Source organism: Streptomyces sp. CA-251247 (assembly GCF_050952975.1).
Classification (GTDB): domain Bacteria; phylum Actinomycetota; class Actinomycetes; order Streptomycetales; family Streptomycetaceae; genus Streptomyces; species Streptomyces achmelvichensis.
This window is the reverse complement of the sequence record NZ_CP191861.1, coordinates 7,559,863-7,584,653: the sequence shown is the minus strand read 5'-3', so window position 1 is coordinate 7,584,653 and position 24,791 is coordinate 7,559,863. Positions and strand designations below refer to the sequence as shown.

Sequence of the window (24,791 nt, the reverse complement as noted above, 5' to 3'; positions counted from 1 at the left end):
TCAGGTCACACCTGCCGCAACCACTCCTCCGCGCTTCGGGGGGACGCGAAACGCAGGACGTGCAGCGGTGCGAAGCGGGGATCGCGGGTGCGCCGTTCGATCTCCGCACGCCGGGTGGCGTGCTGCGACCAGGCCCACCATGCCGGATGATCACGGCGGAACCAGTCGGAGACGGTCTCCACGTTGCCGCCGAAGATCCGCTCACGGAACAGCGTCCGCCGCAGCGACCTGCGCAGGATGCGGGGCATGACGACGGCTCTCGGGTAGTCGAGCCAGATCACGGTGTCCGCGTGCTCCCACAGCAGGTCCCGCACTTCGGGATAGCCGAGGGAGTCGATGATCCATCCCGGGCGGACGGCGATCGCCGCCACCTGCTCGACGAAGTCCGGGCCGGTCGCCCAGTCCGGGCCGGTGAACTTCAGGGAGTCCATCTCGTGGAACGGCAGGTGCAGCCGCTCGGCAACGGCCTGAGCCATCGTGGTCTTGCCGGCCCCGCTGATGCCGGCCACGAGGATGCGTTTCACGGGGTGCAGGCTATCCGCCGCGGTTGGGGGATCCGCCCTCGTCCACCGGGAGGGCCGGGCCCTTCCGCCACCCCACGCCCTCCTCATCGTGACGGTGGCGCCTGGTCCGTCCCCTGTGCTGCGCCGGTCTCGTTCGCCGCCTCCGGTGACTGGGGCAGCACATGCGTGACGAAGTCCTCGACCACCTTCTCCAGGCCTATGTCGTGCTGCGCGCGTTCACAGAGATACCAGCGGTGTTCCAGCAGCCCGTGGTAGACCTCGGCCGGGTCCATGGCGCCCCTGAGCTGCTGCGGGACCGCCCGTACCGTGGGCCTGAAGACCTCGCGGACCCAGCGGTGGGCCAGCACCTCCGTCCGGGCGCCGAGCGGGTCGCCCGGTGCGTAGTCCTCCTGTGTCGCCATCCAGCTCTCCAGGTCGTTCAGGAGGCGCCGGGCCTGGTTCTCCTCGGTGTCGAGTCCGGTGAGGCGCAGCAGTTGGCGCTGGTGGTGGCCGGCGTCGACGACCTTCGGCACGAAGGTGACCGTGTCGCCGTTCGAGGAGTGCTGGATCTGCATCTCGGCGACGTCGAAGCCGAGATCGTTGAGCCGCCGGATCCGGCGGTCGATGTAGTGGTACTTGCCCGCCGGATAGACCGAGGTGCGGGTCAGCTCCGTCCACAGATCGTGGTAGCGGCGGCAGATCTCGGTGCCGAACGCGATGGGATCGACCGAGGGATGCAGGGCACCCGACGCTTCCAGGTCCAGCATCTCGCCGATGATGTTCACGCGGGCCAGGTCGATGTCGTACTCGCGCTGGCCTGTGCTGAGTCGGCGGTGCAGCTCGCCGGTCTCCGCGTCCACGAGGTAGGCGGCGTAGGCACCGGCGTCCCGGCGGAAGAGTGTGTTGGACAGCGAGCAGTCGCCCCAGGCGAAGCCCGCCAGATGCAGCCGGACCAGCAGGACGGCCAGGGCGTCCATGAGCCGGTGGACCGTGGTGGGGCGCAGCGTGGTCTCGAACATGGAGCGGTAGGGCAGGGATCCGTTGAGGTGGCGGGTGATCAGCACCGGCTCCAGGGGCTCCCCGTCGCTTCCGCTGCGCCCGGTGACCACCGCGAGTGGATCGACCGCGGGAATGCCGACCCGGGCCAGGGTGCGCAGCAGTTCGTACTCCCGTGTCGCCGGCCGCTCCGCCAACTCCTTGACGGCGACCACCTCGGCCCCGGCGCGGGCGTAGCGCACGACGTGGCGGGAGATACCACGCGGCAGCGGCACCAGATACTTCTCCGGCCACTCCTCCAGCGGGAGATGCCACGGCAGTTCGAGCAGGACGGCGGGGTGCTCGGGGTTGGTGGCACTGATCTGCAAAGCCATCGGTCGCCTCGCGTCGTACGGTGACGGGTCACCAGTGTGACGTACGGGTTGCGCACCCTGTCGCCCGGCCTGGTGACCCGAGCCTGCCGCCGATCGGTCGCCCGACGGGGCTGGTTGGCGGGGCTGGCTGACAGGGCCTGTCGGGGAACGGCCGCCGGTCAGCGCAGGACCTGTACCGCGTACAGGATGCCCAGGGCCGCTGCCATCAGCCCGAGCATCACGCGCAGTGCCGACTCCGGGAGATGCGGCTGGAGCACGGCACCGAGATATCCGCCGATGAGACCGCCGATACCGCAGGCGAGGCCGAGGAACCAGTCGGGGGCGATGGCACCGGAGCCGACCAGGGACAGCAGCGCGTAGGCGCCGGCGCCGACCACGGAGGTGGCGAACGTCGCCGCGAGCGTGGCCGGGGCGACCTTGGCCACGGGTACGCCCCGGCCGACCAGAATCGGTCCCAGGAGCGATCCGCCGCCGATGCCGTAGATCCCGCCGACAGTTCCGACGGTCACGGCCAGGGCGGTGAGTGCCGGACCCGACAGTTCGTCGACGGTCCGCTGCCGTACGGGCCGGAGCGTGCGCAGGCACAGGGACAGCCCGAGCGGCAGCAGCAGGGACGCGATGAGCAGACGGAAGACCGTCGGCCCGGGGAGCGCGAAGACCCGGATACAGGCACCGAGGACGACGCCGGGCAGCGTGCCCAGCACCAGGCGACGCGTCAGCGGACCGCCGAGGGTGCCGGCGGTGCGGTGACGCCACAGTGCGCCCGGGCCGGCGACGACGTTGTACAGCAGGTTGGTCGGGGTGACCGCGGGGTTCGGCACGGCGAACACGCTCAGCTGCACCGGAAGGAGAAACACCGCCCCGGACACACCGACCGGCGCGGTGAGTACCGCGATGGCCAGCCCTGCGAGCAGGCCGCCGACCAGCGTCCACCAGTCCACCGCGGCCCCTTCCGCCGGTCTCGATCTTCTCCGGTGCGTCATTCAACCGGGTTCGTGCGGGTCGCGCACCGGCCCTCGTGATCTCGGCGGTTACGGGGGGGCGCAGCCGTGTGCCGCACGCGCGACTGCGCGCTGCGCCTCCATGACCGGCACTCCTGGAACCAAACACCCAGAAGGGCGGATACTGGGACAGACGACATCAACGAGAGGTCTCGCGATGGCGAACAAGCCCAGGCAGCCCCGGCACGGCGAGGGGCCGAGCCGACACGAGGGGGACAAGCAGCACGGGTGGTCGCCCGATGTGGACGAGAAGTCCCAGCAGTCGAACCCGAGCGCTCACCGGTCCTTCCACCCCGACACGTACGCCCCCGAGGCCGACGAGCCACGCAGGGCATCCACCAGGGAGGAGAAGCGGGCTTCGGAGGCCGGCACACCCATGGACAGCATGACCACCAGCGGCGAGGACCGTGGCAAGAAGTCCGAGGGCATGCACGACACCGGCCGCCGGGGAAAGTCCCAGCGCCCCAGTGGCGAGAAGGACGCTTCCGCCTTCACCGGCGTGGACCCGCAGGAATCGTCCGACAAGGACGGCAGCCGCTGATCCGTTCGGCCGGCGCGATCGGCCGGCGCGCAATCGTGCGCCCGGACCTCGTAACAGCCTTCCCGAGTGCCTGCTGTCCGGCCGCTGGGCCGGGCAGTCGGTGTGCGCTCAGGTCGCCGCCCGTTCAGGCGTCGGTGTCAGCGTCGATGGACTCGTCCACCGAATCCGGCTCACCCAGCTCGTAAGGGGCCAGGATGTCGGCGACGGTGCGGTGGCGTGGTGTGCTCACGCCGAGTTCCTCGCCCAGGTCGGCCACCGCGCCGCTCAGCCACGCCAGTTCGAGCCGGTGCCCCTCCGCCAGATCGTGATGCATCGAGGAGGTCATCGTCGCCGGAAGGCTGTCGCAGAAGGTGAGCCGGTCGTCGGCGAACGCCGGGTCCAGGCCGACGCCGGCGGCACGGCCGACCGCGACGACCTCCGCCATGAGATCGCCGAGCAGGGCGCGGGAGCGGGGGTCGGCGCGGACCACACCGATGGGTTGGCGGACCGCGGACGTCGCTCCCGAGATGCTGGCCAGGAAGACGAACTTCTCCCAGATGACCCGCTCGATGTCGGCGCTGATCTCGGCATCGATACCGGCCTTGAGACAGGCGGCGAGGAACGTCCGGGTCCGGTCCGAGTCCTGTCCGCCGTACTCGCCGAAGACCAGTTTCTGCATCTCGCCGTTGTGCACGACGATCCCGGGCTCGGCAATGGCGGCCGAGATGTAGCAGACGCCCCCGGCCACGGCCTCCGCGGGCAGTTCGCGGCGCAGGACCGCGTCCTTCTGTACGCCGTTCTGCAGCGAGATGACCATGGTGCCCGCGCCGACGTGGTTCCGGAGCTGGGCCACGACGTCGTCGGTGTCCCAGAGCTTGACGGCGACGAGAAGGACGTCGACCGGGCCGAGGTCCGCGATCGTGGGCACCACCGCGTCGGCGTGCACCCGGAACTCGCCCAGCGGGCTCCGCACCAGCAACCCGTCGCGGCGGATCGCCTCCAACTGCCTGCCCCGGGCCACGAACGTCACCTCGTTCCCGGCCGCCGCGAGGCGCGCACCGAAGTACCCGCCCACTCCTCCCGCACCTACGACAGCGATACGCATGACGCCTGTTCCTTCTCTGTGAACGACCCGCGCACTCCGGACAGCCCGCGCCCGAGCGCCGGCTCGGTCGGATCAACGGCCGACCGCCACGGTACGCGGCACCCTCCGCCTGCTGCGGCGCGGCTCCGGACGGTGTGCGGAGCAGGTGCGCAGTCCTACGCCGGAGAGTCCGGGCGCCGGGACCGGCCCGTCTCGAAGGCGGTGTCGATCCATCCCGCCACCACGGCGGCAGCATCCGGGGACGCCTCGGCGACAGCGCCGACCACCGCCTCGTCCTGGTCGCCGAACACGTCGAGGACTCCCGTACGGGCCAGCGCCCGGCGAAGGGTGTCCCGGCCCTCGGGCGACGTCGGGGCTGCCGCCTCCGCCGCGGCAACCACCGCTTCCCGCTCCGTACGCTCCCGTTCGCGACCCCCCTGCTCGGCGGCGTTCCTCCGGAGCTCGTCCTGCGGTCGCTGAGGTACGGCGTCGTCCGTGCCGTGATCGTTCATCTGCGTCTCGCCTCGAATCGCTGGATGTCGGCCCGGCCTCCTCGGAGGGCGGACCCGCAGGAGCCCGGCGCCCCGCGGGAGCGAGGGCCGAGGTCATCGGTTCCCCCGTGGGCCGCGTACCCGGTGCCCGGCCGGACATGGGCACACGAATGGACGCGCCCCGGGCGGGCGAGCGGGCCGCAGGCGCGCTACAGGACCGCGGGTCCGCCGGTCCGCCTGCGTGCCTCCGCCCGCGTCGCGCCGATGCCCGCGGCGACCACCAGAGCGGTGCCGGCGATCTGGAGCGAGGTGGGTGTCTGCGCGATGAGGATCACGCCGGCCAGCAGACTCACCGCCGGTTCCAGTCCGGCCAGAGTGCCGTAGGTGGTCTTGCCGATGCGCTGGAGGGCCTTCATCTCCAGCAGGAACGGCACGAGCGGCATGAGCACCGCGATACCGGCGACGGCCGCAGCGGTGTGCCAGGTGAGGGCCGGGACAGCACCGGGCGCGCCGAACGGTGCGGCCACGAGGGCGGCGACCGCGAGCGAGACAGCCAGGGCGTGGGACGCCGAGAAGCGGCTGCCGACGTGGGCCGTACCGACGACGTAGAGCGCCCAGCACGCCGCCGAGCCGAGACCGAACAGCACGCCCGTCAGGCTCGTGGCTCCCGCCCACGGTGAGGTGAGCAGCAGGACGCCGATGGCCGCAAGTCCCAGCCAGGTCAGCTCCTTGAAGCGCCGCGACGCGACGACGGCGACCGTGAGGGGGCCGAGGAACTCCAGGGCGGTGGCCGTCCCCAGCGGGAGGCGCGCGGCCGCTTCGGAGAAGAGGAGCATCATGCCCGCGCTGACCGCACCCAGCAGGAACGTGGCCAGCAGGTCGGCGCGCGGTGTCGTCTTCAGCGTCCGCCACAGGGATCTGCCGGTGCAGGCCAGCAGGAACACGGCCGCGAACGTCAGCCGGAGCCACGTGGTGCCGGCCGGACCGAGCGAACCGAACAGCTCGGTCGCCAGCGCGCTCCCGGTGTGCAGGGCGGCCATGGCGATGAGGACGAGCGCGGGGCCCGGCATCAAGCGGGGCCCGGAGGGGGCCGTGGCACCGGTGATTGCGTCGGTCGTATCGGCGGCGGTGGTGGCAGTCACCAGGCCATTGGACCGGCCGAGCTCTGTTTCTGTCCACGGGCCGATGGTGGACGCTTCGGCCACTTTCGGTGGACAATTGCTTGATGACGAGTGACGGCAACGAGCATCTGCCCGATCTGGGACGGCTGCGTCTCCTGGTCGAACTGCACCGCCTGGGCACGATGGCCGCGGTGGCCGCGAGCACGGGCTACGGGACGTCGGCCGTCTCCAAGCACCTTGCCGTCCTGGAGGAGGAGGTCGGGGTCCCGCTGCTGAGCCGGGTCGGCCGCCGCGTCCGGCTGACACCCGCCGGTCAGCGACTGGTCGAGCACGCGGTGGGCATCCTCGCCGCGGTGGAGGAGGCCCAGGCGGAGCTGCGGGGCGCTGCCGATCCGGTGGGAAGGGTGCGGCTGGCGAGCTTCTTCACCGCGGTGGAGCCTGTCGTCCTCCCCGCCCTGGAGCATCTGCGTGAGGTGTACCCACGGGTGGTGGTGGAGGTGTACGAGCACGAGCCCGAGCACACCGCGGGGCTGCTCCGCTCCGGCGGGATGGACCTCGGTGTCGTGTACGACTACAGCCTGGTCCCGCGCGGCCTCCCGCCCGAGCTGAGTGCCCGGCAGTTCGAGGAACAGCCGCTTTTCCTGGCGGTCCCCGTGGACCATCCGGACGCGGGAAGGCCCGTGGCGGTGTCCGAGCTGGCGGAGTTCGCCGGGACGGGCTGGATCGCCAACTCCCGCGGGACCGACGACGACGAGCTGGTGCAGCGCGTGTGCGCCATCGCCGGGTTCACGCCCCGCATCGCCCACCGCGTGGACAGCCTGCACCTGGTGAACAGCCTGGTCGGGGCCGGACTCGGGGTGGCGCTGCTCGCGGAATCGGGGATCGAGAGGAACCGGTCGGACGTCGCATTCCGCCCGCTGGACCCCCTGGCCGGCAAGCGCCGCAGCTTTCTGCTGGCGCGTGCCGGCCAGTGGTCGTGGCCGCCGATCACGGCTCTGGCCACCGTCATCACGGGCGTCGGCCTCTGAGCAGGGGACGGGGAGCACACGAGAAGAGCGCGGCATCCCGCGAGCCCGGTGCCATCAGGGCGCCCCTGTCGCGGGAAGCCCGGCTCGCGGGGCGCCCTGTCACCGCAGCACCGCCTCGAGGCGTCGCACGCCCGGGCCGGTGAGACCCGCCAGCCCCTCCGGACGCCCCGTCGCCAGGAGGAGCAGTTCCCCGACCGGTCCCCTCACCTCGTCCGGCCCCTCTCCCGCCGACCAGTCCGCGTCCGTGGCCACCAGCTGCGTACCACGGAAGCGTTTGCGTGCGCCGTAGAAGATGCTGCCGTGGACATGGGTGAGGGCCGCGACCGTCTGCTCCAGCGGCATGTCCCGGCGGCGCCCGAGTGGACGGGCCACGTCCTGGCCGTGCACCAGGGCGTCGACCAGCGGGTCCAGCGGGGCGGCGCCGGGCGCTCGACGAGACGAGCCGGCCGTCTCACGGAGCTGGGCGATCAGCTCGGCCGGACCGAACCCGGCCGCCCTGTCCCGTGCCTTGTCGGCTTCCATCCGGTCCCAGTTGCCGCGCGCCCGGATGATCCCGGTGATCGAGCCCGCCAGTGTGGTGCGGGTCGACAGGGTCAGGTGCGCTGCCACATCGTGGATCGTCCAGCCGGCGCAGAGCGATGCCGCCTCCCACTCCTCGTCATGGAGGCTTTCGAAGAAGTCGGCAAGGCTCAGCCGCTCGGCCTTCACCCAGGAGAGAATCTCGTCACGGTCCATGGTCGGCTCCACCGTCCAACGGGCGGGGCCTGTCCCCGCCTCTCACTCCTGCGTCGAACAGGAGACGGCCGGATCGACATGTGCCGCGACCTTTCTCCGAGGATTTCCCGGACCCGGCCCGCCACGCGCTCAGCGCAGCTGGCTGACGATCGTGGGATCAGTGATCTCCTTGTCCCTGGACAGCATCGTGGCCTTGCTGAGGATCACGGAGAGCATGCCGTCACCCTCGAACGGCAGATAGCCGGTGTCGTGTCCGCCGCCGGCCTTGGGCACGATGCACAGATACTGGTCGTTCGGCGTCCGCAGGATGTTGCCGGACCCCAGATGGATCTTGTACGTGTGCAGATCGCCCCGTACCTCCAGGAAGCGGCCCTCGACCGTGCAGCGGTCGGCCATCGCGAGGCGCGGCACGAGCCGGGTGAGGAGCTCGCGGCGGGTCGCCGCGCTCTGGTTCAGCTCGCCGAAGCCGTAACTGGTCCAGTACTCGCGGAAGCGGCCGCCGGGGCCGCCGTCCTGCCACGTGGGGTCATTGCCGACGGAAGCCACGCCGACGAAGAGGTCGACGTCGCGCAGGACTTCGGAGAGCACCAGCTCGGGGATGTCCGTGAGCGCCAGTGGTGCGACACGGTCACCGCCGTCCCGCAGCCACATCTCGTAGCGCCCGCTGCCGGCGTGCGCGTAGTTGTGCGGGGCGTCGATCGGATAGAAGCGGACCTGGTCGGTGGCCAGCCGCAGATAGCTGCCGGACTCGGTGGTCTCGCCCGGGCCCCAGCCCTCGCCCTCGCCGTCGATCCAGTACTCGGCGCGCAGCCCCCACTGGGGAAGGTCGCGGTAGGCCGGCGTGTAGGAATCGTCCACACAGAGTCTGAGCTTGTTCGTCCAGCCTCTGACCGCCGCGAGCGAGTGGAACTGGTGCTGGCGCAGGATGTGCCCCGCGAAGCGGTTGCTGTACGTCCCCGTGGTCCGCTCGGCGTCGGTGAGCGGATAGACCTCGCGGTGTGCCTGCTTGAACGGCTGGGTGATCGCGTGCCGTTCGAGCCAGAGCCGCCATCGGACGACGTCCGCGGCATCCTTGCCGACGGGGTGCCACAGCTCGACGGTGGTGCCGCCGGTGACGGGCTCGTCGTCCTGGCCCCGCAGCTCGCCGTCGGCGTATCCGCACGTCGTGCCGTCCACGGTCCACAGCAGCCGTCGCGCGAGGGTGCCGACGAGCGGATGGTCGAGGTACCGCTCGCGCCAGGACCGGTACGCCCATGACCTGCGGGCCAGGAACTGCCGGTCCAGCCGCTCGGACTGGGCACCGAGCATCTTGTCGATGTCCTTGGCCGCGCCCTTGAGCTCCTTCAGCTCGTCGGCGTGGTCGCGCCGCACCGCGGCGGGCGGCGCCTTGACCTGCTTGCCCGCGGCGTTCAGCCAGGTCAGGCGGGCCCGGCCGCCGGTCACGGTCAGCTCCGCCGTGCACTCCCCCAGGTGGTGCACCGCCCGGCCCACCTCGGTCAACCCGTAGGCGGGCACGGCGAGTTCCTCGATCTCGTCGCGGCTCAGCCCGAGCGCGGCGGCCCGTGCCTCCAGTGCCGCGTCGATCAGTTTCAGGGTCCCCTTGTAGGTCACGCGGGTGGCGAGCCGCGCCAGTTCGGCGAGGGCGGACTCGCTCTCGATACGGGCGAGTGCCGTGACCCCCGCGTTGGCGATCTTCGGGTTGCGCGGGCCGAGCCCGGCGACCTTGCGCAGACAGACGTCGGTCAGCGCCCCGAGCGCCCGGGCCGTTTCGGGGTGCGGCGGAAGCAGGGCCAGCATCCAGGCGAGACCGCGCAAGGCGTTGGCGTTGTACGGGTCGAGAGCGTTGTTGACGTCCGACTCGTAGGGGCCCCGGACCAGTTCCAGCGTCCGGGGCCGCCCGACCAGCGCGAACCATGACACCAGCGTCGTCCGCACCTGATCAGGTCCGATGGCGGCGATCAGCTCCCGGGCGGGCCGGTCCCACGTCGCGCTGGGCTTCGCCGAGGTGGCGGTCAGCGCGTGCGCCAGCAGGGCGGGCCAGTCACCGGCGAGCACGGGCAGGTCTGCCAGCGCACGGTCCGACCAGGCCTCACCGGGGTTGAGCACCGGCTCGGTGAGCCGCTTCGCGAGCTCGCCGAGCCTCTGTTTGTCGTGGTAGGCGCCCATGTGACAGCGCCGCACGACGGCGACCACATGGCCCGACAGCGGCCGTCCGGCGGCCAGTTCGGCTTCGACGAGGGTCTGGAGTTCGTGGGTTGCGTAGTGGGCGCTGACCCGGGAGAGGTCGTCCAGTTTCCGCAGCCGCTCCGTGGAGAGCAGATCGTCGGGCAGGTCACGGCCCACGACGCCGACCAGGGTGAGGACATGCCCGCGGACGATGTCACCGTCGCCGCCCGACCGGTGACGTGCGACCAAGGCGTTGGCGAGCCGCAGCCGGGAGTTCTCGGGCAGCGCGCGCACCGCCGCGAGGATCTTCGCGCCGTCGTCGTGCCAGTGGTTGTTGTTGACCGCGGCGATGTTCACGAGCTTCTTCGCCAGCTCGCCCATGGTGTCGTCGGCGATGTGGCCCTCGACCTGGCGCAGCTGTTCGGGTCCGTACTGGGTCATCAGCCACCCACCAGGGGGACGAGCTTGAGGAAGGTGACTTCGGTGTCCAGGCGCAGCTCGATCTCCTCGTCGAGATCCTCCACCTGCCGGTCGCCGACGAGTATCAGAAAGCCGTTGCGCTCGAAGGCGGCGAGCGCGAGAGCGCACTGGGCCTCCGGATCCATCCGGCCACCACCGGTCGCCCCGCTCGTACGGCCGCCACCGGACGCCCGGTCCGTCCCACCGTTACCGGAGGCGGGCCGGACCAGCCCTCGGTACTCGCCGGCGCCCCGTGCGTGGAACTCCGCGACCTCCTGGAAGACCCGCCGCCGGATCACCTCACGCAAGGCGAGCCGCTCCTCGGCGATGTCCAGTCCCCAGCCGTCGGTGCGGCTGCCCGATGTCGTCTCGTCGACGAATGTCACCCGTGCCATGCCGAGGAGATTAGGCGGCCGCACTGACAACGGCCCGCGAACGGACGGCTGTCGCGTCCCGCGAACGGCTTCGGCCTGTCACCTGCCGGACCGCGGGCAGGAACAACCCACGCCCGTCCGTGGTTGCGCCCGTCATGACGACGAAGCAAGAGGTCCTGCGCTACACCGCCTTCTCCGAGGATCCGAAGGGCGGCAACCCTGCGGGCGTCGTCCTCGACGCGGCAGGGCTCGGCGACGCGGAGATGCTGTCCATCGCCTCGGAGCTCGGGTACAGCGAATCCGCGTTCCTCACCTCACCGCCGGAAGGGCTCGGCGGCGAGAGCGGCCGTGCGTTCACCATCCGCTACTTCAGCCCGCAGGCCGAAGTGCCGTTCTGCGGGCACGCCACCGTGGCCACGGCCGTCGCTCTCGGCGAGCGCATCGGTCCCGGCGACCTGGTCTTCGCGACGCGCGCGGGCACGGTGCAGGTGACCGTGACCGAAGTGAGCGGCGCGCTGCGGGCCACGCTCACGACGGTCGAACCGCACACCGAAGAGATCGCGACCGCGGACCTCGACGAGGCGCTCGCCGCACTCGACTGGCCGGCCGGCGATCTGGATCCCGCGATCCCGCCCCGTATCGCCTTCGCGGGCGCGCGTCATCTCGTGCTGGGAGCCGCGACCCGCGAGCGACTGGCCGACCTGGAGTACGACTTCGAACGCCTCGAAGCCCTGATGCACCGCCTCGGCCTGACGACGGTGCACCTGGTGTGGCGGGAGTCGGAGAACGTCTTCCACGTCCGCGACCCGTTTCCGGTGGGCGGCGTGGTCGAGGACCCGGCCACGGGTGCGGCCGCGGGCGCCTTCGGCGCGTACGCCCGCGAACTGGGCCTGGTCCCCGCGTCGTCGGTGCTCACCCTCCACCAGGGCGAGGATCTGGGCCGCCCGGGGGTTCTGACGGTGGAGCTGCGCGAAGGCGACGAGCGGGTACGGGTGTCGGGGACGGGCACGCGGATCGCCTGACCCGGCGGCGAGGACGGGGGCGGGTGCACCAATGCCGATCGCTCGGCCCACGACCCCTCGGTCAGTCGCTCCCGCCCCCGCCGGGCGACCCCGCGAACAGCGCCGAGCGTGCCGCGTCCATCGCCGTCTCCCGGTCCTGCGGGACCAGTCCGATGCGGGTGCGACGGTCGAGGACGTCGGACTCGTCGAGCGCGCCTTCGTGCTGGACGGCCCACACGAGTTCGGCTCCGGTGACGGGATGGCCGGCGACCACCGGTTCCCGCAGGGCCGGGTCCTCGGCGCCGAGGGCGTGGACGGCGGGGGCCTCGGTGCCGTACCGCTCGACCAGGCGGCGGGGGACGTCCAGGGCGGCGAGGGCGTCCGGTGCGGCGGCCCCCACCAGCGGCAGCGTGGCCGTCCGGCACGGGCCGGCGACGAGTCCGCGCGTCTTCACTGCGTGGTCGACCGCGTCCTGCGCCATGCGCCGGTAGGTGGTGAGTTTGCCGCCGACGACGGTGACGACACCGTCCCGGGAACTGAGGACCGCGTGCCGGCGTGAGATGTCGGACGTACGCTCCTGCGTCCCGCTGCCCGCGGTCAGCAGGGGCCGCAGCCCGGCGAACGCGCCCACGACCGCGGACCGGGGCAGCGGTGCCGACAGGGCCGAACCGAGCACGTCGAGCAGGAACCCGATGTCGGACTCGGGGACGTCGGGGACGTCGGGGATGTCGCCGTCCACCGGCTCGTCGGTGAGACCGACGTAGACCCTGCCGTCGCCCTGCGGCAGCACCAGCACGAAACGGTTGGACTCTCCCGGGACCGGGATGTGCAGACCGGACGACAGACCGCCCAGAGCCTCGGCCCGCAGGACCAGATGCGTCCCGCGCGACGGGCGCAGGTGGATGTCCTCCACAAGGCCGCCCGCCCATACGCCCGTTGCGTTGATCACGGCTCGCGCCCGGACGAACCCTTCCTCGCCCGTGAGCTCGTCCCGTATCCGTGCGACGGAATCACCGACCTCCAGTGCACGGACCCGGGTGAGGATGCGGGCGCCGTGCGCCGCCGCCGTACGGGCGATCGCCGTCACCAGACGCGCGTCGTCGCTGAGTTGGCCGTCCCACGACAGCAGGCCACCGCGCAGCCCCGTCGAGCGGAGGCCGGGCGCCAGGTGCCGGGTCTCCCGCGCGGACAGGGAGCGCGGGGCGGGCAGCGTGGCACGCGAGGTGCGGGCGGACGCGCGAAGGACGTCGCCCGCGCGCAGACCGACCCGGGTGATGGCGGCCTGGGTCCGCCCCACCAGCGGGGTCAGGGGCAGGACGAAGGGCAGCGGGCGTACCAGGTGCGGGGCGGTCCGTTCCATCAGGATGCCGCGTTCGACGGCGCTCTCGTGGGCGACGTCGAGCTGGCCCGTGGCGAGGTAGCGCAGCCCGCCGTGGATCAGCTTCGAACTCCAGCGGGAGGTGCCGAACGCGAGGTCGTGGGCGTCTATCGCTGCCACGGACAGGCCCCGGGCGGCAGCGTCGAGCGCGGCTCCGGCGCCGGTCGCGCCGAGTCCGACGACCAGAACGTCAACAGTGGGGCCGTCGGTGAGCTCGGCCAACTCCCGTGAGCGCCGCGCGGCGTTGAGGGAGGAAGGGAAGGTGTCGGGGGTGGGGCTCATGGGGCGAGCATCCTCTCCAGGACGGTCCGCAGCTCCTGCTGGAACGCGGCGGCGGTGAGGTCGGGTTCGCTGTCGTCGGTCATGGTGCGCAGCGAGAGGGTGAATCCCTGGACGACGAGAAGCAGCGAGCGGGCCTGACGGACGGCGTGGTCCCGGCGGATCGAGCCGTCGGCCTGCCCCTCCTCGACCGCGGTGGTGATCAGCCCCAGCAGGGCGTCCTGCGTGGCACCGCGCCGGTCGAGCAGATAGGGCAGGAGCAGCTCCGGATCCACGTCGATGATCTTGCGGAACAACGGATGCGCCCGGAACGCCTGCGCTCCGGCCGTCAGCCCGTCGACCAGCCGGTCCCGGGTCGGGGCGGAGTCGTCGGCCTGAGGGAGCGCGCCCTGGGCGACGGCGATCCACTCCCGCGTCATCAGATCGCCGACGAGGGTCCGCACATCGGGCCAGCGCCGGTAGAGCGTCATACGGGAGACGCCGGCCCGCCGGGCCACGTCGGTCAGGGTGGTCCGGCGGACGCCGACCGCGAGAACACAGTCCCGGGCCGCGTCGAGAACGGCGTCGCCGTCCGAATGGTTGTGACGAATGGGCGTCATCTGTCACAGTGTAACGGCAGTGCGGCCGACTGACACGGCCACCGGACCAACCAGTGAGGAAAACCCGCGTGGACATGTTGTGGAGCGGCTGGGGCGACCCGGCCAAGGCGGCCCCTCTGCCGGACTCGGTCATCGAGCTCCTTCAGGCAGCCCTCGGCGTGAAGCCGCGGTCCGCGGATCCGATCGCCCTCGAGGAGATACGGGTCCCCGACTCGCCGCTCGGCGCCGACGTCCGTCACGCCCTCGCCGGCGCGCTCGGCGGCCCGGAGCATCTGCGGACGGACGCCGAGACCCGGATCCGGCACACCCGCGGCAAGTCGACGCCCGACCTGCTGCGCATCCGGGCCGGCAACACCGACGACACCCCCGCCGCGGTCCTGCTCCCCGGCAGTCACGACGACGTCGTCGCCGTCCTGGCGGTCTGCGCCGACCACGGCGTGGCCGTCGTTCCCTTCGGCGGCGGCACCTCCGTCGTCGGCGGGCTCGCGCCCGAGGGCCAGGGCCCGTTCGTCGCCCTGGACCTGCGCCGTATGGACGCCCTGCTCTCCCTGGACGAGGTCTCGCGCACCGCCACGTTCCAGCCCGGGCTCCGCGCGCCGGAGGCCGAGGCTCTCCTCGCCGAGCGCGGCTTCACGCTCGGGCACTTCCCGCAGTCGTACGAGTGGGCCACCATCGGCGGCTTCGCCGCGGCCCGCTCCAGCGGGCAGGCCTCGGCCGGATACGGCCGCTTCGACGAGATGGTGCTCGGCCTCACGGTCGCCACCCCCCGCGGCAGCCTCGATCTCGGCCGCTCGCCGCGCTCGGCCGCCGGCCCCGATCTGCGTCAGCTGGTCCTCGGATCCGAGGGCGCGTTCGGCGTCATCACCTCCGTGACGGTGCGCATCCGCCCCCGCCCGGTGGAACGGGTCTACGAAGGGTGGCGCTTCGCCACGTTCGAGGCCGGAGCCGCCGCCCTGCGCACGCTCGCCCAGGACGGCCCGCGGCCCACCGTGCTGAGGCTGTCCGACGAGACCGAGACCCTCATCGGGCTCGCCCAGCCCGACGCCATCGGCGGTTCCGGCCCCGACGGGGCGCCCGCCGGCTGCATGGCCATCGTCGGCTTCGAAGGCACGCACGAGGACAACGCGAGCCGGCAGCAGCAGGCACGGGCCGTGCTGGAGACCTGCGGGGGCGAGCTCGTCGGCACCGAGCCGGGTGAGCGCTGGGCCCACGGACGCTACTCCGCCCCCTACCTGCGGGACGCCCTGCTGGACGCCGGAGCCTTCGCCGAGACGCTGGAGACCGCCACCTTCTGGTCCGGCATCCCCGCGCTCTACGACGCGGTCCGTACGGCTCTCAACGAGACCCTGACCGCCGCGGGCACCCCGCCGCTGGTCATGTGCCACATCTCGCACGTCTACGAGACCGGGGCATCGCTGTACTTCACCGTCGTGTCCGCCCAGGGCGAGGACCCGATCGCCCACTGGACCCCCGTCAAGCGGGCCGCGAACGACGCGATCCTCGCCTCGGGTGGCACCATCAGTCACCACCACGGCGTGGGAACCGACCACCGCGACTGGTTCGGGCAGGAGATCGGCGCGCTCGGCACCGACATCCTCCAGGCCGTCAAGGCACGTCTCGACCCCGACGGGATCCTGAATCCCGGCGTCCTCCTCCCCCTCCGCTGACCGGCTCCCCTGCCTTCCGAAAGGCGTACGCATGCGACAGTTCACCGCCGTCGTCAACCCGGCCTCCGGGGGATCCAGCGGAGCCGCGACCCTTCTCCCGCTCGCCCGTCTGCTCCGGGAGGCGGGCGCCGACCTGGAGACGGAGTACAGCAACAGCCTGGAGCACGCCCGCAGCGTGGCCCGGGCGGCCGGCGAACGGGGCCGGACCGTCCTTGCGGTCGGCGGAGACGGGATGGCCGGCTGCGTGGGCGGGGCGCTGAGCGGCACGGACGCCGTGCTCGGCCTCGTGCCGGCCGGGCGGGGCAACGACTTCGCCCGTGCGCTCGGTCTGCCCACCGAGCCCGGAGCCCTGGCGGACGTTCTGCTGAACGGCGCTCCCCGCAAGGTCGACACCATCGAGGTCGAGTCGGCGTTCCACGACAGGACCGCCGTCCTCGGCAGTGTGTACGCCGGCGTCGACGCCCTGGCCAACCGCCATGCGAACACCTCGCGGCTGCTGCGCGGTGCCGCGTCGTACTACGCCGGCGGGCTGCGGGCGGTGGTCACCTGGCGGCCGGTGAACTACCGCATCACCGTGGACGGCACGCTGTACGAGCGCCGCGGCTACACGGTTGTGGCAGCCAACTCCGGCTACTACGGCTTCGGGCGTCTCGTCGCACCGAGTGCCCGTGTGGACGACGGTCTGCTGGACGTCGTCGTCATCCGGCACGCCCCGAAGCGGCTGTTCTTCACGATGATGAACGAGCTCAAGACGGGTGCCCACATCAGCCGCCCGCAGGTGGAGATCCTCCGGGGCACCGAGGTACGCGTCGAGACGGACCGGCCCGTGCCGTACGGGGCGGACGGCGAGGTCGACGCGACACTGCCGATGACCGCGCGGGTCCTGCCGGGGGCACTGAACGTCCTGGCCTGAGCGCACCTTGACCGTTTCGAGGGAGTTCCGTGGCGATCGGCACCCTAGTCTGGATCCGAGTGATCGCCTCCGAGCCCGAGGAGCTTTGGTGACCCGACCCTTCCAGCAGGTTGCCGGGCGCCCGGCGCGCCCCCGACGGCGTGCCGTCGTCGCGACGGGTCTCCCCGTCGCCGTGGTCGCCGCACTGGCCGCGGCGGCCGGGCCCGCCGTGGCCGGGACGGCGGGGTCACCCGGTGTCGGCGACCCGTACTTCACGCTGGCGGGCAACGGGGGCTACGACGTCCGTCACTACGACCTCACCCTCGGCTACGACACCACGAGCCGTCACCTCGACGGACGGGCCGTGATCACCTCCCGGGCCACGGAACGGCTGTCCCGCTTCCATCTCGATCTGAGCGGACTGCGGGTCACCGGGGTCACGGTCGACCACGCCAAGGCCTCCTTCCGCCGGGACGGGCAAGAACTCGTCATCACGCCGAGGAAGGCGCTGCGCAAGGGCCAGGAGTTCCGCACGACCGTCACCTACGAGGGGACTCCCCGGCCGGTCACCGACCCGGACGGGTCCCTCGACGGCTGGATCCCCACGGACGACGGGGCGTTCGTGGCGGGTGAGCCGCAGGGCGCCATGACGTGGTTCCCCGCCAACAACCACCCGAAGGACAAGGCCGCGTACGACTTCGCCGTCACCGTGCCGGCCGGGCGAACAGCGGTCGCCAACGGCGTCTTCCGCGGCCAGAAGACCTCCGAGGGACGCACGACGTTCCGCTGGCGCCAGAGCGAGCCGATGGCGGCGTACCTCGCGACGGCGACGGTGGGCACGTTCAAGGTCCAGCAGTACACCGCCCCCGGCGGTCTGCGGATCTACAACGCCGTCGACCCCCGCGAGGCGGCCGCGGCCGCTCCGGTCCTCAAGAAGCTGCCGTCGGTCATCGCGTGGGGAAGCAAGCTCTTCGGGCCCTACCCCTTCCGGGCCGCGGGCGCCATCGTCGACCGCGCGCCGCAGGCGGGCTACGCGCTGGAGACGCAGACCCGGCCGGTGTACGACAGGGCGCCCGACCTCCCCACCCTGGTCCACGAGAGCGCACACCAGTGGTTCGGCAACTCCGTGTCGCTCACCAGCTGGAAGGACATCTGGCTGAACGAGGGCTTCGCGACCTACGCCGAGTGGCTCTACGCGGAGCAGCACGGCGGCGAGACCGCGCAGAAGGCCTTCGACGCCCTGTACGCCGAGCCCGCGAGCAGCGAACTGTGGGCGTTCCCGCCGGCCGACCCGGGCAGCGGAGCGAACATCTTCGGCGCGCCCGTGTACTCGCGCGGGGCGATGGCTCTGCACCAGCTGCGCAAGGCGGTCGGCGACAGGACCTTTATGCGGATCCTGCGCGCCTGGGCGACCGACCACCACGACGGTCACGGAACCACCGCGCAGTTCGTCCGCCTCTCCGAGCGGCAGTCCGGCAAGGACCTCGACGGGCTGTTCCACACCTGGATCGGCACGAAGGGCAAGCCCGCCCGGCCGTAGAGCCGAGCCGGCCGGGAACCCGGGACCGGCCGTGCTCCGTTGAGCGAGCCGGGAACCCGGGACGGGCCGTGCTCCGTTGAGCGAGCTAGGGCCCGCCGCGAACAAGGGCCCGCAAGGCTCCTGCGGGGCACGTACACCGCGAAGGCGACGGTCATGAGCGAGTTGGTTCCGGGCGGCAACGTCCCCTTGCCGCACGGCACGCTCACCTTCCGCGTGCCGGGCCCCTTCGACCTTTCCGTGCTGGTCACGGGTGACGACGGCAGGGTCCGCGACGACGGCGACTTCGTGTTCTGGAACCAGCCGTCGGCGCCCGGTGTCCGCCTCGGCACGGCGACCGTGACGCTGGACCGGCAGGGGCTTCGCCCGGGCGCCGGCCGCGTCACCCTGGTCGTCAGCTCCTCCGCACCCGGCACGCCGCTCAGCCGCCTCCCCTCCCCCAGGATGGAGGTCGCCGACCTGTCGAACCGCACGCTCACCCACTTCACGCCGCGCCCGGCGGGGCAGGAGAGTGTGCTGCTGCTGGCCGAGGTCTACCGCCACCGCGGTGCGTGGAAGCTGCGTGCTCTCGGCCAGGGGTACGCGGACGGCCTCGCGGGCGTGGCGCGTGACTTCGGCGTCGATGTGTCGGACGACGGCACGTCCGACATCGCGCCCGACGCGGCTCCCGCGGGAGGGCCGCCGGACGCGTTCACGTCACTCGTCAACGCCGAGCGGCAGCGGGTCGGCGTCCCGCCCATCACCTCGGCTCCCGCTCTCACGGCCGCGGCCCAGGCGCATGCCACCGCGATGGCCCGGCAGAACCGCCTCGGCACCGAGGGACCCGACGGGCGGTCGCTGTACCAGCTCGTCACCGCCCACGGATACGCCTATCTCGACCTCGCCGAACACCTCGTCTCGGGTCCGCGCACTCCGGATCAATTCCTCGCCCACTGCCTCGACGGAGCCGCCGACCGGAGCACCGTGACGGCCCGCGACATCACCCACTTCGGTGTGGCCTCCGCCGTGGACAGCCGGGGAGAGACCTACTGGACCGCGCTGTGGGCCCGGCCCCTCACGCCGGACGGCCTGGCCCGTACGGTCGCCGAGGTCCTGTCCCGTACGAACGCGGAACGCGCCGTCGCGGGGCTGTCGCCCCTGGCCCCCGATCCGGTCCTGGCCGGCGTGGCACAGGCCTACAGCGCCGACATGGCCGCGCGCGGTTTCTACTCCCACACCTCCCCCGAGGGTCTTCAGCCGTGGGACAGGGCGGCCGCCGCGGGCAGTGACCACCGGGGTATCGGCGAGAACATCGCCTTCGGCCAGCGCTCTGCGGCCACTGTGGTCCAGGGATGGATGAACAGCCCGGGACACCGCGCCAACATCCTGAAGCCGGACTTCACGCACCTCGGCGTCGGCTTCGCGAGCGGCGGCCCCGGGGGTACGTACTGGACCCAGCTCTTCGGCATGCGGTGACACACACGGCCTGAACCGTCGCTCCCGCGGCCCGGTGCGACAACGCCGCGTCGCCGCGGGCGAGTTCCGGGCGGGAGGTTCTCATCCGGGCGGCAGCAGCGTGAACTCGGCGCGGCCGGAGCGGATGCCGTTGACCTGGAGCTCGACAGCGTGGGTGCCCGGGTAGTAGCGCCTCGTTGTGATCGCGCGGAACGAGTGGTCGCGGGCGATGTCGAAGCGTTCGCCCGGTTCGAGGGTCAGCGTCGTGAGCTTGAAGATCTTCTCGGTCTGTGTGCCGTTGGCCTTCCGGTGGTGAACGATGTAGTCGACCGCGAGCCGCGCCGGCTCCGGGCCGGTGTTGCGGATCGTCGCGGTGAAGCTGAGGGTGCCGCCGAACGCGATGCCGTCGGCCGCCAGGCGGGGACCGGTCACCTCGATGGCCGCCGGGGCGAAGCCCAGGAGACCGAGCGCCCCGGGGTGGCCCTTCTTGACGAGGGTGCGCAGCCCGTGGCGGACCACGCGTTCGGTGTTGTCGTCCGGGTCGGCGAGCCAGGCGGCCGCCGTTTCCACCACGAGGTCGGGCTGCCGGCGGCTGAGGTCGTTCAGATGGTTGGCGACGGAGCGCCGTACGTACTCGCTCTCGTCGCGGTAGAGGGCGTTGATGACGGGCAGGGTCGCGCGGGGTTCGGCCAGGATGCGTGGGACGCGGGTGGACCAGGGCAGGAAGGGTCTTGTTCCTTCCGAGGCGAGGCGGCGTACGTCGGCGTCGTCCGACGCCGTCCACGTCGCGACGGCTTCCAGTGCGCGGTCGAGGTCGTGGTTGAGGAGCCGGCGGATGGCGAATTCCGAGGTGAGCCGTGAGGTCAGCTCGGCCAGCAGCCGCAGGCCGTCGTCGAAGGCCTCGTCCGTTCCTTCGTCGACCGCCTTCGCCGCGACGGCGCTGGTGACGGGCCAGATCAGCCAGCCGCTGAACTCGGGGTCGCTGTCGCGGGCGGCTCGTACGGTCCGGGCGAAGGCCGCGTAGTCGCCCGGCAGATCCTCGATCAACGCGTCGCGCAGCAGATCGCTGCGCTCCCGCAGCGACAGCGGGTCGAGCGCGGAGGTCGCGGCGCGCAGGGCCTTGAGGGGCGCGTCGGGGGCCGCGGCCCGCACGGCGTTCGTGAGGGCTTCGGCCGTGGTCCGCCCGATGAGTTCATCGGCGAAAGGCATGGGGTTCTCCTGTCGGGCGGCACACGGCCGGATGGGGCTGGTCGGGTCGGAGGTCGGTCAGATCAGCGGGATCGTCACATCGTCCTCCACCGGCGGGTCGAGTTCGGCTTCCCGGTTCCCGGTCGCGGAGAAGCAGCGAAGACGAACCGATTCCGGGGTGACGTCCAGTCGCAGGAAGCACTTGAAGAACGGAGGGCTGTACGTCGCCGAGCCGGGCGAGAACAGCTGCGTGTAGGTCTTGCGGACCGGGAGGCGCAGCCACGACGCGCGCCGGGGGCGGCTGCCGGCACCCAGCAGGGACGCCACGACGCGGGTGCGGAGGGTCACGCGCGCCGGGGGCCCGGCGGCCCGGGTCGGGCGGATGCCGAGGCGATGGGCGACGACCGCAGCGGCCTGCGCCTCGCTGAGGTCGAAGAAGCGGCGCATGCGCAGTCTGCGGCCGTACAGCCTGCTGTAGAACGCGAGCGAGTCACCGCGCAGCGGGTAGCAGCGGAAGTCGTCCTCGGTGACCTGGGCGACGGAGACCCGCGGAATGGTGTGCGTGGCGTGCATGAACGCGCCCCCGCCACCGGCCACCACATACTGGATGGTGCGGCCGTCCACGTTCACCGGGTAGCGCTGGTAGTTGTGTATGTCGCCGCCGATCGCGGCGACATAGTGGTGCGCGGGGTTCCTGACGATGTCGTCGACCGTCCCGCCGCCCTCGATCGGGCACGGCTCGTGCTCGGCGTCCACATAGAGCGGCGAGCCCGTCACCAGAATCTTGGGGGTGTCGCCCCGCGAGACCTCACGCAGCCAGCGGCCCTGCTCGGCGTCGATCCCGCCCAGCAGGCCGGTGTCTATCCCTATGACGCGCACGGGCCCGGCGTCAACGGCCCAGTACGGGCCCGGCTGGACGGCCCGCTGGGTCGGCGCCGACCGCAACTGCCGTGCCTCGGCGAGGCGTTGCTCGTCGGGAGTCCGCGGTTTCCGCCACAGAAGGGAGCGCAGCCACGCCCGGCTGAGAGGCCGCGGCCGCGGGACGGCGTCCTGCGGCAGGGCCGGGGCGTCGCAGAAGACCCGCATGAAGCCGTTGATGCCGTCGTACCAGTCGTGGTTGCCGGGCACGGCGTAGATGGGCGCCGGATAGTCCTTGTAGGGACGGAAGAACTTCGCGCCGTACTCGTCGGCGTCGCCGACCGGGTACACGACATCGCTGGCCAGCACGGCGAAGCGCGTTCCCCGGCTCGCCGCCAGAAAGCCCGGGACCACCGCGTACTGCGGGTCGTCTCCCTCACCGGTGTCGGCGATGAGCATGAAGGAGAAGTGATCGGGGTCGTCGCGCCGGATCACCAGGTCGGCGGGGGCGCCGTCAACTGCCATGCGTTCCACCCAGCGTTGCCGGTGGTCGTTGGTGGGGTCGCCGAACCAGGAGGCCAGGACGCCGTTCCGGGCCGGCCAGAGCGTCCTCGGGTTGAACCAGGAGAGCTTTTCGACGTGCGGCGGCATCAACTCCTTGTACGAGCCGCGTTCCTTGGTACCCCAGCCGGCACCGTCGGCCGAGTCGCGCGAAGAGTCAGGCATCGGCGAACCGTAACAACGATCGCGGGTACGGCGGGAGGGATCAGCAGCGGGCGCACGTGCACGGACCAGGAGGGCTCCCCCAGCCCGGACGGCAGCCCGGATCGGCAGGTGGTCGGCAGGTGGTCGGCAGGCCGCGTCGACGGGTCCGTTCGGGTGGAACGGCGACGCATCACGCCACTGCGGAACCCGGGCGGTACTGATCACGTTGTGCCAGTAGGTACTACTGATCCTCAGGAGGCAGACATGGCCGGGTTCCTCGACCGAGCCAAGGAGCAGGCGCAGTCCGCGCTGCAGCAGGGCAAGCAGAAGGTCGACGATGTGCAGCAGCAGAAGGCCGGCGGTGACCTGCTGAAGAAGCTCGGCGCCGCGTACTACGCGGAGCGCCGTGGCAGCGGCAGCCCGCAGGCCACCCAGGACGCGCTCACCGCGCTCGAGGCCTATGTGAACACCCACGGAGACGCTTTCCTGCGTCACTGACCCGCCCTGGCCACGGCATCCCGACGCCCCGCACCGTTTCGCACGGCGCGCGGGTGTCGGTTCCAGCGGCCGTGCCCGACGAATCCGCCGAACCCGCGTCGAGGGTGATCGCTTGACCTGCGCAGAGACCACGTACACAGAGATCAACGGGGTGCCTGCCGTCGACTCCGCACTGGCGGCGCCCGCGCTCACCGGTCCCGGTCACTTCACCGCCATGCAGGTGCGTGACGGCCGGGTGCGGGGCCTGGCGCTCCATCTCGAGCGTCTGGACGCGGCGACCCGGGAGTATCTCGGCCGGGCAGGCCTGGACGGCGAGCGGGTGCGGGCGGAGATCCGGCAGGCGCTCGCCGCCTCGGGACGCGCTGACGCGTCCGTGCGGGTCCATGTCCACTGGCCGGACGGCGACAGCCGGGCGACGCTGAAGGTCACGGTGCGAGAGCCCCAGGTCGCAGCGACCGGGCCCTTGCGCCTGATCTCGGTGCCGTACGTCCGCCGCACTCCGCGGATCAAGCATCTCGACGGAGCAGTGCAGAACCGAGCCCTGGACGAGGCCGAGGCCGAGGGCGCCGACGAAGCGCTGCTGACCACCCCCGAGGGCCTGGTCACCGAGGGCGCCATCACCAACATCGCTTTCTGGGACGGCGAGCACGTCGTCTGGCCCGACGCGCCCTGCCTGCGCGGGATGACGATGGCACTGCTGGAGCCACGGCTGCCGTCGGTCCGCCGAGCAGTCACCCTCGCCGATCTGCCCCGCTATCGCGCCGCGTTCGTCACCAACTCCCACGGCATCAGCCCCGTGGGCCGGATCGACGACGTCGAGTTCCCGGTCGCCCGGGAGTTCATGGCCGGCGTCACCGCGGCGTACGCAGCAGTGCCCTGGGATGCCGTCTGACCTCCTGGGTCATGCCGTGGCGGAGGTGAGTATGTGGGGCGCGTCCGGCTGAGTATCCGAGCCGATACCCGCCGTCTTCCGAGCTGGTCGAATAGCGGCCATGACACCTGATGCGGCCCGCCGCCCCCGCCTCCAGCACGTCTCCGTCACCGGGGCCGCCCTGGTCGGCGTCCTGTTGCCGCTGGCCGCCGGCGTCCTGCTGGCGAGGACCATGGGCGCCGATCCGCTGACGCCGGTGAACGCGTTCATCACCCACGGCGGGCAGCGGGCCAACGGGCTGCCCGGGCAGTTGCGCCGCTGCGGACGGTACGCGCTGCGGCGCGGGCGACCCGTCGCCCGTCTGCGGCGAGTGCCTCAGCTGTAGCCGTGCGCCCGGGCGCGGAAGTTCATCGTCTGCTCGAGCTGCTGCTGGGCCTGCTCGGCCGTTCTGCGTGCTTCGGCCGGGACGTCCCCTCGCTCGTCGACGAGCTCTGCGTAGATGGGGGCGTCTGATCGGTCCGCGGTGCTCACGGTCGTGAGGTCCTTCCTTCGAGCGGCTTCCCGCTTCCCGCCGGCGGCCGGAAGCGGGAACAGAGTCTACGGTCCGCCCTGCGGCGATGACCGGCCGCCCCCTCGGGTGGGTCGGGGCGCGGGACGCGGGGTGGTGTGCGGGTGGGGTCAGCGGACGTCGCCCGTCCAGTCCCAGCGCCGTGGGTCACCGGCCCGCGGGCCGTACGCCGCACGACCGCCGGGCCCGAAGGAACCGAGCTCGGTGGGCAGCGCGGCCCCCTCCGCCAGTTGTGCCGCGGGCCAGTCGGTGACATCCAGCAGCAGCCCGTCCAGCGGCCCGCCGACCAGCTCGCGATAGACGTGCCCGGGCTGCGGGCCCGGATCGGGATCGTCATGGTCAGCGCCGTACACCCGGCCACGCATCAACTCGTCCATGTCTCACACCATCGCAGGCACCACTGACATCGCGGCCGGGTCAGGTGGGCGGCCGGTTCGTCATAGGGGCGGGAAGCTCTCCGCAGG

General features: G+C 71.9%; 25 protein-coding genes. 10 read left to right on the top strand and 15 right to left on the bottom strand.

Annotation, left to right across the window (positions count from 1 at the left end; genetic code table 11):
- Positions 1–5 precede the first annotated feature (5 nt).
- From ACQPWZ_RS33785 to ACQPWZ_RS33775, 3 genes are all read right to left on the bottom strand, one after another.
- Entirely contained in the window at positions 6–524 is a 519-nt protein-coding gene (locus ACQPWZ_RS33785) for an AAA family ATPase (protein ID WP_405574960.1), read from the bottom strand.
- Positions 525–607: 83 nt separating this feature from the next.
- Positions 608–1,873 (bottom strand): DUF4032 domain-containing protein, encoded by a 1,266-nt coding sequence (locus tag ACQPWZ_RS33780; RefSeq protein ID WP_433573326.1) that lies wholly within the window; start codon positions 1,871–1,873, stop codon positions 608–610.
- Positions 1,874–2,031: 158 nt separating this feature from the next.
- Positions 2,032–2,814, bottom strand: coding sequence for a TSUP family transporter (locus ACQPWZ_RS33775; protein WP_433573325.1), 783 nt, complete (start codon positions 2,812–2,814; stop codon positions 2,032–2,034).
- Between the two features lie 217 nt (positions 2,815–3,031).
- Between ACQPWZ_RS33775 and ACQPWZ_RS33770 the strand changes: the two genes are divergently transcribed.
- A complete protein-coding gene (locus tag ACQPWZ_RS33770; RefSeq protein WP_356699839.1) occupies positions 3,032–3,415 on the top strand; it encodes a hypothetical protein in 384 nt (127 codons plus the stop codon).
- Positions 3,416–3,539: 124 nt separating this feature from the next.
- On the opposite strand, the gene ACQPWZ_RS33765 is transcribed toward ACQPWZ_RS33770, so the two are convergent.
- From ACQPWZ_RS33765 to ACQPWZ_RS33755, 3 genes are all read right to left on the bottom strand, one after another.
- Positions 3,540–4,499 carry a ketopantoate reductase family protein gene (locus ACQPWZ_RS33765; RefSeq protein ID WP_433573324.1) on the bottom strand — a complete coding sequence of 320 codons (960 nt, stop codon included), beginning with the start codon at positions 4,497–4,499 and terminating at the stop codon, positions 3,540–3,542.
- A gap of 155 nt (positions 4,500–4,654) precedes the next feature.
- Positions 4,655–4,990, bottom strand: a complete 336-nt coding sequence (locus tag ACQPWZ_RS33760) for a hypothetical protein (RefSeq protein WP_433573323.1) — start codon at positions 4,988–4,990, stop codon at positions 4,655–4,657.
- Between the two features lie 188 nt (positions 4,991–5,178).
- Complete coding sequence (locus ACQPWZ_RS33755; protein ID WP_383239776.1) at positions 5,179–6,111, bottom strand: EamA family transporter; 933 nt, start codon at positions 6,109–6,111, stop codon at positions 5,179–5,181.
- 83 nt (positions 6,112–6,194) lie between these two features.
- Here ACQPWZ_RS33755 and ACQPWZ_RS33750 point away from each other — a divergent pair, with 83 nt between their 5' ends.
- Positions 6,195–7,118, top strand: coding sequence for a LysR family transcriptional regulator (locus tag ACQPWZ_RS33750; RefSeq protein ID WP_433573322.1), 924 nt, complete (start codon positions 6,195–6,197; stop codon positions 7,116–7,118).
- Between the two features lie 99 nt (positions 7,119–7,217).
- Here the strand turns inward: ACQPWZ_RS33750 and ACQPWZ_RS33745 are convergent, their stop codons facing one another.
- From ACQPWZ_RS33745 to ACQPWZ_RS33735, 3 genes are all read right to left on the bottom strand, one after another.
- Complete coding sequence (locus ACQPWZ_RS33745; RefSeq protein ID WP_405574951.1) at positions 7,218–7,853, bottom strand: maleylpyruvate isomerase family mycothiol-dependent enzyme; 636 nt, start codon at positions 7,851–7,853, stop codon at positions 7,218–7,220.
- Between the two features lie 129 nt (positions 7,854–7,982).
- Complete coding sequence (locus tag ACQPWZ_RS33740; protein ID WP_433573321.1) at positions 7,983–10,460, bottom strand: DUF4132 domain-containing protein; 2,478 nt, start codon at positions 10,458–10,460, stop codon at positions 7,983–7,985.
- A complete protein-coding gene (locus ACQPWZ_RS33735) occupies positions 10,460–10,873 on the bottom strand; it encodes a hypothetical protein (protein ID WP_433573320.1) in 414 nt (137 codons plus the stop codon). Before ACQPWZ_RS33735 ends, ACQPWZ_RS33740 begins: the two co-directional genes overlap by 1 nt.
- 134 nt (positions 10,874–11,007) lie before the next feature.
- Here ACQPWZ_RS33735 and ACQPWZ_RS33730 point away from each other — a divergent pair, with 134 nt between their 5' ends.
- Positions 11,008–11,874 (top strand): PhzF family phenazine biosynthesis protein, encoded by an 867-nt coding sequence (locus ACQPWZ_RS33730; RefSeq protein ID WP_433573319.1) that lies wholly within the window; start codon positions 11,008–11,010, stop codon positions 11,872–11,874.
- Positions 11,875–11,935: 61 nt separating this feature from the next.
- Here ACQPWZ_RS33730 and ACQPWZ_RS33725 read toward each other — a convergent pair whose 3' ends face one another.
- Together ACQPWZ_RS33725 and ACQPWZ_RS33720 are read right to left on the bottom strand one after the other, a co-directional pair.
- The gene (locus ACQPWZ_RS33725; RefSeq protein WP_433573318.1) at positions 11,936–13,513 is read right to left on the bottom strand and encodes a glycerol-3-phosphate dehydrogenase/oxidase; all 1,578 of its coding nucleotides are present in this window, start codon (positions 13,511–13,513) and stop codon (positions 11,936–11,938) included.
- Positions 13,510–14,109 (bottom strand): TetR/AcrR family transcriptional regulator, encoded by a 600-nt coding sequence (locus tag ACQPWZ_RS33720; RefSeq protein ID WP_340477196.1) that lies wholly within the window; start codon positions 14,107–14,109, stop codon positions 13,510–13,512. Before ACQPWZ_RS33720 ends, ACQPWZ_RS33725 begins: the two co-directional genes overlap by 4 nt.
- A gap of 68 nt (positions 14,110–14,177) precedes the next feature.
- On the opposite strand from ACQPWZ_RS33720, the gene ACQPWZ_RS33715 reads away from it, so the two are divergent.
- From ACQPWZ_RS33715 to ACQPWZ_RS33700, 4 genes are all read left to right on the top strand, one after another.
- Positions 14,178–15,776, top strand: coding sequence for an FAD-binding oxidoreductase (locus ACQPWZ_RS33715; RefSeq protein ID WP_433573317.1), 1,599 nt, complete (start codon positions 14,178–14,180; stop codon positions 15,774–15,776).
- Between the two features lie 31 nt (positions 15,777–15,807).
- Positions 15,808–16,689: a diacylglycerol/lipid kinase family protein gene (locus ACQPWZ_RS33710; protein WP_356699856.1), complete on the top strand. Its 882-nt coding sequence runs from the start codon at positions 15,808–15,810 to the stop codon at positions 16,687–16,689.
- A 172-nt stretch (positions 16,690–16,861) separates the two neighbouring features.
- On the top strand, positions 16,862–18,208 hold the full coding sequence (locus ACQPWZ_RS33705) for a M1 family metallopeptidase (RefSeq protein WP_433573915.1): 1,347 nt from the start codon (positions 16,862–16,864) through the stop codon (positions 18,206–18,208).
- Positions 18,209–18,361: 153 nt separating this feature from the next.
- Complete coding sequence (locus tag ACQPWZ_RS33700; RefSeq protein WP_433573316.1) at positions 18,362–19,660, top strand: CAP domain-containing protein; 1,299 nt, start codon at positions 18,362–18,364, stop codon at positions 19,658–19,660.
- 81 nt (positions 19,661–19,741) lie between these two features.
- Here the strand turns inward: ACQPWZ_RS33700 and ACQPWZ_RS33695 are convergent, their stop codons facing one another.
- A complete protein-coding gene (locus ACQPWZ_RS33695) occupies positions 19,742–20,848 on the bottom strand; it encodes a DNA alkylation repair protein (protein WP_433573315.1) in 1,107 nt (368 codons plus the stop codon).
- A 57-nt stretch (positions 20,849–20,905) separates the two neighbouring features.
- Positions 20,906–22,411 carry a metallophosphoesterase family protein gene (locus ACQPWZ_RS33690; RefSeq protein WP_433573314.1) on the bottom strand — a complete coding sequence of 502 codons (1,506 nt, stop codon included), beginning with the start codon at positions 22,409–22,411 and terminating at the stop codon, positions 20,906–20,908.
- A gap of 243 nt (positions 22,412–22,654) precedes the next feature.
- Here ACQPWZ_RS33690 and ACQPWZ_RS33685 point away from each other — a divergent pair, with 243 nt between their 5' ends.
- From ACQPWZ_RS33685 to ACQPWZ_RS33675, 3 genes are all read left to right on the top strand, one after another.
- Entirely contained in the window at positions 22,655–22,888 is a 234-nt protein-coding gene (locus ACQPWZ_RS33685) for a hypothetical protein (protein WP_327677310.1), read from the top strand.
- Positions 22,889–23,000: 112 nt separating this feature from the next.
- The gene (locus tag ACQPWZ_RS33680) at positions 23,001–23,780 is read left to right on the top strand and encodes an aminotransferase class IV (protein WP_433573313.1); all 780 of its coding nucleotides are present in this window, start codon (positions 23,001–23,003) and stop codon (positions 23,778–23,780) included.
- 100 nt (positions 23,781–23,880) lie between these two features.
- A complete protein-coding gene (locus tag ACQPWZ_RS33675; RefSeq protein ID WP_313942406.1) occupies positions 23,881–24,144 on the top strand; it encodes a hypothetical protein in 264 nt (87 codons plus the stop codon).
- Here ACQPWZ_RS33675 and ACQPWZ_RS33670 read toward each other — a convergent pair.
- Complete coding sequence (locus tag ACQPWZ_RS33670; protein WP_313942407.1) at positions 24,135–24,290, bottom strand: hypothetical protein; 156 nt, start codon at positions 24,288–24,290, stop codon at positions 24,135–24,137. The two genes, ACQPWZ_RS33675 and ACQPWZ_RS33670, sit on opposite strands and share 10 nt — an antisense overlap.
- Positions 24,291–24,437: 147 nt before the next feature.
- Positions 24,438–24,704 (bottom strand): hypothetical protein, encoded by a 267-nt coding sequence (locus ACQPWZ_RS33665; RefSeq protein ID WP_340477188.1) that lies wholly within the window; start codon positions 24,702–24,704, stop codon positions 24,438–24,440.
- Positions 24,705–24,791: the final 87 nt, after the last annotated feature.